The sequence below is a fragment of the Armatimonadota bacterium genome, assembly GCA_013314775.1.
In the GTDB taxonomy this organism is placed as follows: domain Bacteria; phylum Armatimonadota; class Zipacnadia; order Zipacnadales; family JABUFB01; genus JABUFB01.
Genome location: JABUFB010000021.1, coordinates 35370 through 42803, shown reverse-complemented (window position 1 = coordinate 42803; position 7434 = coordinate 35370). Strand labels below are relative to the sequence as shown.

Here is a 7434-nt window from a genome sequence, read left to right as displayed (position 1 = left end):
TAAACAGGTACTCAACCCGGGGCACCGACGGCGAACGACCTGTCGAGCGAGACGCTCGACCTTCGCGTCCGGCAGGACGCCCGGCCGAAGGCCTCTAGCCCCGTGCTTCAGCGCGGGGCGTCAACCCGGGGCACCAACCCACGCGCATGCCGGCACGCTAAACAGGTACTCAACCCAGGGGCACGGGCTGGTCTCTGCCGCCTGCGCTGCTGCGTCTGCCCCGACACCCTTGCCCGGCGCGCACTTCACTAGTATTATCTGGTCCGGGACCACGTTCCCGCCAACAGGTCCGCCTGGCACCATCTCCTGAGGCCTGGACCACGACGCAAGGATGACCGAAATGAACCTCGACGACCGCCGCCTGCCCGTATCAGATCTCGATGACGCCGGGCTCCAGCAGTTCATGAGCGACAATGGAGTGGGTCTCACCGTCAACGAGGCACGGATGATCGCCGGTTTCCTCCACCGCGACCCCACCGTCACCGAGATGCACATTTTCAACAGCGAGTGGTCCGAGCACTGCTCGTACAAGAGCAGCAAGCCGACACTCAAGGAGTTCCTCCCAACCGAGGGCCCCAACGTCATCCTTGGCCCGCAGGAGGACGCCGGGATCGTCTTTCTCACGGAGCATGAGGGCCGGCGCTGGGGCATTGTCATGGCCCACGAGAGTCACAATCACCCGTCCCAGGTCCTGCCCGTCGAAGGTGCAGCCACCGGTATCGGCGGCATCGTGCGGGATGTGGACTGTATGGGCGCGAGGGTCATCGCCACCGCCGACCCCCTGCGTTTCGGTGACCCCACTGGCGAGAATGCCGACCGTACCCGCTGGATAGTGAGCGGCGTCGTGGATGGCATCTGGCAGTACGGCAATGCCCTCGGCGTGCCCTGCCTCGCGGGGGATATCTACTTCAACGAGACTTTCGACGACAACTGCCTGGTGAACGTAGTCGCCCTGGGACTCGTGGCGGAGGACGACATCGTCCACTCATACGTGCCGCCCGAGGCGAAAGACGAGCCGTACGTCATCGTCCTCGTGGGCAAGCCCACGGACGATTCCGGTTTTGGCGGGAGTGCATTTGCGTCAAAGATCATCGACGAGGAGGACCAGGAAGAGGATCGCGGCGCGGTCCAGGTACCCGATCCGTTCCTCGAAAACGTCCTTTGCATGCGCAAAGCCAATGAGGCTGTGCGGGTGAGAGCGAAGGAGCTCGGCATCCCCATCGGGATCAAGGATATCGGCGGAGGAGGCCTTGCCTGCGGCACTTCCGAAATCTGCTCCGCCGGGGGCTTCGGATTGGAGCTTGACCTCGAAGCCGTCCACGTAGCCTTGCCTGACCTTCTGCCCGAAGTCATCATGTGCGCCGAAACCCAGGAGCGCTTCCTGCTGGCGGTGCCCGAGACTTTCGCACCCGAAGTCCTGCGTATCTACAACGAGGACTGGGACCTGCCGAACGTGTACGAGGGCGCCCGTGCCAGCGTCGTCGGCCGGGTCCTCACCGAGAAGCAGTTCCGGGTGAAACAGGGCGGAACCATCGTTTGCGACGCGCCCATCGAGCAGGTCACCGGCGGCATCCTGTATGACCGCGAGGAAGAAGCCGTCGAGTACACCGGAACCGAACCCGAGTACGATATGCCCGACCTGCACGACACGCTTCTCAAGGTCCTGGGCTGGCGTAATGTGTGCTCCCGCGCATTCGTCTATCGAGCTTACGATACCGAGGTTCAGGGCAATGCGGTGATACGACCTGGTGAAGCGGGAGCAGGCGTGATCCGCCCGCTGCCCGGAAGCACCGTGGGCTGCGCGCTGAGCGTGGACTGCAACCCGGCGTACGGAGATATCAGCGCTTACTGGGGCGGCGCGTGTGCAGTGGCCGAATGTATGCGCAATGTGGCCGCCGTCGGGGCTGTCCCCCAGGCCCTCACCGATTGTCTCAACTACGGGAATCCCGAGAAGCCCTCGGCCTTCGCACAGTTCCGCGACGGCGTTCGCGGAATCGCCGACGCTGCCCGAAACCTGTGGCTCAAGGGCTACGAGAACCAGCCGGTGCCCTTCGTCTCGGGCAATGTCAGCCTGTACAATGAATCCGCGACGGGCCGCGCCGTGTCCCCCTCCGCGGTCATCGCATGCGTGGGCACCATGCCGGACTTTTCGAAAGCGGTCACCATGCAGTTCAAGCAGGCCGGCGACAGGATCTTCCTGGCCGGGCCGCGTAAAGACGAACTGGGCGGCAGCGCCCTGTACCAGGCTCTCGGACTCGGGCTTGGCCGCAATGTGCCCCAGGTGGACTGGGAGCTGGAGCGGGCCATGATCTACGCGGTGATCGACGCCATCGACAGGGGCTTCGTGCGCGCCTGCACCGACATCTCCGACGGCGGCCTCGCGGTTGCGGTGGCAGAGATGTGCATGGGCGGCTTCGCCAACGGGCAGCTTGGCGCGGAGATCGAGCTGGATGCGCTGAACAGCGACCTTCGCCTGGACAAGCTCTTGTTCTCGGAATCCAGCGGCTTTGTGATCGAGGCGAAGCAAGGCTGCGAGGAGGACCTGGTGGCGCTCTTCGCGAGCTACGGAGTGGAGCTGATCGACATCGGCGAGGTGGAGGACGAGGCGGAACTGGAGTTCGAACTGGGCGACCAGGAGTACGAGTGGTCCCTGGACGAACTCAAGGACGCGTGGATGAAGGGCCTGCCGGAGGTTCTCAGGTAGGGGGCGGACGGCGTTGATCCCGCCGTATAGCCGTTCGTCTCGGCCCCGGCTGTCCGCGCAGCGGGGCTTGCGTCCTTTCGTGCCCTTCTTCTGCCGGCACCGACCACCCCCGGGGGGATAATGGTGTCCTTCGCTGCTGTGGTCAAAGACCTCCTCGATCTCATCGCGCCGCCGAAATGCGCCGGGTGTGGCGAGTTGTCCCGCGACATTTTCTGCCCCGAATGTCTGCCCCGCGTGGACCTCATCGATGGCCCCTACTGCCGCCATTGCGGCAATCCGCTGCCACCATCCGCGCACCAGTGGCCGGTGTGCGGCGAGTGCCGACAGCGCGACAGGCTCCACCTGGACGGCGCGCGTTCGGCCGGGTTCCATGAGGGCCCGCTGCGCCGGGCGATCATCGCCTTCAAGTTCCAGGGGATGCGCGAACTGGGCGGGCCGCTGTCAGAGATGCTGGCCAAGCGCCTGCTCAATGAGTACGCGCGACCGCACCGTCTGGCTTTCCACGAACTCACCGCCATCGTGCCCGTCCCGCTTCATCCGGCGCGCAGGCGCTGGCGCGGTTTCGACCAGGCGAGGGTTCTCTCGCGCGGCCTGGCTGAAGAGACCGGAATTGCGCTCTGGGAGGACGTGCTGGCACGGGTGCGCAATACCGTGCCGCAGGTGGACCTCACCCCCACCCAGCGCGAGGAGAATATCAGGGGCGCCTTCGAGGCCCGCAAGCCTTGGAAGCTCAAGGATGCAACCCTTCTGCTGGTGGATGACGTCTATACGACCGGGGCGACAATGTGGGAAGCCGCGCGGACACTGAAACGGGCCGGCGCAGGGCGAGTGTACGGGCTGACCATCACCCGCGCCACGCCGGACTGGTACGCGCCGGCCTTCCCGACGATGAAGGGGAGCTGACATCATCGAAAACCGTCGGATGATCTCTCTTTCCGCTATCGCTTTCTCATGCGCGCTTCTAGCCGCAATGCCCGCCTGCGCCCAATGGCTGCTCGTGCCCATGGACAAGGCGCAGAGCGACCACCTGCGGGCCTACGGGCTCACCTACTGGTGCCTGGAGGAGCCCCGCACGTACGAGTGTGAGTGGCTCCTGAACTACCGCGCGGGGGCATTTCTCCTGCCCGACCGCGACGACGTGCGCAGCCGGGCCCGGGAACTCGGGGTGTCCTGCGAGGCCGTAACCCCGGCGGGTCGCAGGGCAATCCAGGCCACCATGGATGCGGGGAACATGGAGCGTATCGTCCTGACGAAAGCGCCCAAGGTGGCGGTCTACGTGCCGCCGGACGTGGAGCCCTGGGACGACGCGGTGCGCCTGGCCCTGGAGTATGCTCAGATCAAGTATGACAAGGTCTGGGATCGCGAGGTGCTCGGTGGAAAGCTTGCGGACTACGAATGGATGCACCTGCACCACGAGGATTTCACCGGCCAGTTCGGCAAGTTCTTCGTCCAGTTCCAGCACAAGCCGTGGTACCGCCGCACGGTGCTGACCTCCCGCCAGATGGCTTCGGAACTCGGTTTCGCCACCGTCCCGCAGCTCAAGTCGGCAGTGGCGGAAAGGATCGCCGAGTGGGTGTCTCGCGGCGGGTTCCTGTTCGCGATGTGCAGCGCTACTGACAGCCTGGACATCGCTCTCGCGGCGCACGGGCTGGACATCGTGGCGCCGGAACTGGACGGAACGCCGATAGACCCGGATTGCCAGGAGCGCCTGGACTACAGCCGCACTCTGGCCTTCAAGGACTTTCGCCTGCAGCTCAACCCCACGGTTGTCGAGCTATCCGACATTGATGTGCCCCCGCGCGGTGCGAGCATGGTCTCCACGGGAGAGACCTTCACGCTCTTCGAGTTCTCGGCTCGTCAGGACCCCATCGCCACGATGCTCACCCAATGCCACGTGAACGCTGTGCCGGACTTCCTGGGTCAGACCACGGCGTTCCGTCGCAGCCGTATCAAAGGAAGCGCCATCGTCCTCGGGGATTTTCCTGGGCAGGACAAGGTGAAGTATATCCACGGGGATTTCGGGGACGGTACGTGGACATTCCTGTCTGGGCATGACCCGGAGGACTACGCCCACGTGGTGGGCGAACCGGCGACGGATCTGATCCAGCACAAGCATTCGCCGGGTTACCGGCTGATTCTCAACAACATCCTCTTCCCCGCCGCGAAGACCAAAGAGCGAAAGACGTAGCCCCTGCCCCGGGTTGAAACCCGGGTCTACGAGACCGGCGATCCGTAACCGGATCGCGTCGGTCCGAGCGTCCGGCCGGACGCGCAGGGCATCCACCCCAGTCGCGTGGGGCGGGCAATCCTGGCGCCGGGTCTCCCCTTTTTCACAGGAACCAGACGATATAGCGCCGGACCCATTCCCCTGCGAGAAGTCCCACAAGGCTCCAGACGCCGATTGAGAAGAAATGCCCCAGCGTGAAGGCCAGGAAACCTCGCGCAACCCGCAGGTATGTTTTCACGCCGCCGATGTGCAGCACCAGGGTCTTCGCGCCCCACAGGAGAAGTGCCGGGAACCACATATAAGACCCCTGATGACAGAAGGCCAGCGCGTACCCGCCAGGGTGGAAGGGAAAGCGCAGCCACAGGCGCCGCCCGATGATCATCAGGAGCACCATCACCGCACCGAAAACCGTGTAGCTGATCTTCTGCACATTGGGCTTCACGGGCTGGTCGATCCACTGCGAGATCGCCCGGAACTGTCCCAGCACTTCCTGAGTCATCTGGCCGCCCTCGATGCCTCCGGGACTGGACAGAACCAGGCCGCCGTACTCGTAGAAGGTGGTCAGGTTCAGCAGGAACGCGAAGGCCAGGCCAAAGACCAACGCCGCGATGACTACACCCGCGATGACCCGCCTGTTGCCCCCAAGTCGGTGCGCGGCGACCGTCGCCTCCTGTCCAGTGGCGGTCATCGCCTGGTTCACACTGCGCTGCAGCCAGCCGAACATGCTCAGGAGAGTGAAGGACCCGAAGTTGCTCGCGGTCACGAAAGGCGCGCTGCCGAGAACATTGATCATGAACTGCCGCTGCTGGTAGAGCGGATAGCCCCAGACAATGGGGAAACCCATCTCCGCACGGTTGCGGCAATACACCAGAAGCACGATGAACATGATGCCGAAGTACATGAGCGACACCCACCACACCACCCCATAAGCGATGGGCAGGCTGATGACCACCGCCATACCGAGTACCGCCAACAGCAAGGTTACCCGCGGCGACAGGGGCTCTGCGCTGGGTTGCGGGTTCACCGCGATATCCAGCGCTTCCCGGGCAATCTGCCACAGCCGGCGCCGCGCCTGGTAGACGAAGTATGGCCCGAGCAGCAAGAACGCGCCCATGGCCTGTTCCGTGACGAACGGAAATCCCGACGCGCTGTAGCCAGCGATCTGCGCCATCGGGCGCGCAAACCAACTGGCCAACGTGAAGAACCAGATGGAGAAGAGGACATCGGAGGGCACGAGATACCCCAGGCCCAGAATCTCGGGCTTGTAGAACACAGTCAGCCCATTCATGGTGTTCCAGGGCGCTTCGCTGAACACCCGGCCCAATGGGTATGCGATGCCGAGAGCAGGAACAGCCGGGTTGAACACGTGCAAGGCGTTCAGGCCGTTGTACAGCACAGCCAGTGAGAAGCCAATCCACATAACTGGGTCGCGGAAAAAGCCGGTCACGGACAGGACGCCGCTCTCCGCCCTGATGATCTCCACGGGAAGGTTGGAGACCGGAAATGTCAGGTGCTCGTCATCCTCCCACGTGCGCCGAAACAGCGTGACCAGGCAGAACGCGGAAATGAAGTACGCGGAGATGTAACCTGTCCAGAAGAGGAAGGGCACCAGCCACAGGTTCCAGGGGATGATCGACGGTCCGGCAAGAAAACGCACAATGCCCCCGACAACAGGCACATGCCCCAGGCCGAAAGTGGGTACATCCACGTCTGAGCCTTCCCAGAAAACCCGCGCGGCTTCGCTGTCCGTCGGGGCCCACTGGGAGGGGATCGCGGTAGCCATCTCTTCGAGATGATCGGTGGGAGTACCGAAATACTGGGTGACCATCAGGCACGGCATGACCTGCCGAAAAAGCCCGACGCCGGGCATCGCGGCGGTGGTGGCAAGGAACACGAAGACGACGAGGAGTTCCCCTGGCGAAAGGATCAGGCCTCGCGCCCACTTCGCCAGGCGATCCAGACCCCGGCGCTCCAGGCGTCCCGCAAGCTTGCCCAGCCCACCCTCCAGCGCCACCAGCGCAAGGAGGCACATGATTGATGCGATGGGCGGCGTGCTCTCGGATATCTGGCTGGTGAGGGTGACCAGTTCCGCCTGCTTCGTCCACGCCCCAACCACAAGCGTGAGCAGAACCGCGATCAGCACTGCGCGTGCGGTCGCCCAGCGGAAAGCTTCGGGACGACCGGCCCGCTTCAAATCCGGGAGATCGACGTGACGCTCTTCTGGGTCGTGAGCCATGCAACTCCACCCTGTGTATCCGCGTAATCCGGGCTTCTATAGCTTCCTTGCAGTGGGAGCCCATTCCTGCCGGCGAACTGACTTCCCGCAGGTCGAGCGTCCCGCGCGACAGGTCCTTCGCCGTCGGTGCCCCGGGTTGAAACCCGGGTCTAGGGGCCTGCGGCCGGGCGTCCTGCCGGACGCGTAGATCGAGCAGATTGCCGACCGAGACGGTCGGCCTGCGCGACGGTCGGCCTGCGTCGCTGCAGGCCTCTGCGCAGGTTCGGG

At 64.2% G+C, this 7434-nt stretch carries 4 protein-coding genes; 3 read left to right on the top strand and 1 reads right to left on the bottom strand.

Annotated features, from left to right (window positions below; all coding sequences use genetic code 11):
- Positions 1–403 precede the first annotated feature (403 nt).
- The 3 genes from purL (at position 404) to HPY44_21290 (ending at position 4892) form a co-directional block, all read left to right on the top strand.
- Positions 404–2704 carry a phosphoribosylformylglycinamidine synthase subunit PurL gene (gene purL / locus HPY44_21300; GenBank protein ID NSW58556.1) on the top strand — a complete coding sequence of 767 codons (2301 nt, stop codon included), beginning with the start codon at positions 404–406 and terminating at the stop codon, positions 2702–2704.
- Positions 2705–2824: 120 nt separating this feature from the next.
- Positions 2825–3607, top strand: a complete 783-nt coding sequence (locus tag HPY44_21295; protein ID NSW58555.1) for a ComF family protein — start codon at positions 2825–2827, stop codon at positions 3605–3607.
- A 67-nt stretch (positions 3608–3674) separates the two neighbouring features.
- On the top strand, positions 3675–4892 hold the full coding sequence (locus HPY44_21290) for an asparagine synthetase B (protein NSW58554.1): 1218 nt from the start codon (positions 3675–3677) through the stop codon (positions 4890–4892).
- Between the two features lie 142 nt (positions 4893–5034).
- Here HPY44_21290 and HPY44_21285 read toward each other — a convergent pair whose 3' ends face one another.
- On the bottom strand, positions 5035–7167 hold the full coding sequence (locus tag HPY44_21285) for a hypothetical protein (GenBank protein NSW58553.1): 2133 nt from the start codon (positions 7165–7167) through the stop codon (positions 5035–5037).
- Between the last annotated feature and the right edge of the window lie 267 nt (positions 7168–7434).